The sequence below is a fragment of the Mammaliicoccus sp. RAM2 genome (genome assembly GCF_045897195.1).
In the GTDB taxonomy this organism is placed as follows: Bacteria; Bacillota; Bacilli; order Staphylococcales; family Staphylococcaceae; genus Mammaliicoccus; species Mammaliicoccus sciuri.
Window position 1 is genome coordinate 1 of record NZ_JBJNWI010000030.1, and the last position, 385, is coordinate 385.

Sequence of the window (385 nt, forward strand, 5' to 3'; positions counted from 1 at the left end):
ATCGTTAAGCACGAGTGAATCATTGAGTACAAGCGAGTCATTAAGCACAAGCGAGTCGATCAGCGAAAGTGAATCACTAAGTACGAGTGAATCATTAAGTACATCAGAGTCATTGAGCACGAGTGAATCATTAAGCATGAGCGAATCATTAAGTACATCAGAGTCATTGAGCACAAGTGAGTCATTGAGTACGAGTGAATCATTAAGTACATCAGAGTCATTGAGCACGAGTGAATCATTAAGTACATCAGAGTCATTGAGCACAAGTGAGTCATTGAGCACGAGTGAATCATTGAGCACAAGTGAATCACTAAGCACGAGTGAATCATTAAGTACGAGCGAATCATTGAGTACCAGCGAGTCATTGAGCACGAGTGAATCATTG

General features: G+C 41.0%; 1 protein-coding gene. It reads left to right on the forward strand.

The genetic code is table 11. The features are described 5' to 3' along the window. Positions 1–385 (forward strand): hypothetical protein (locus tag ACJTHF_RS14065; protein WP_407812642.1); only part of this gene is annotated, 385 nt, incomplete at both ends.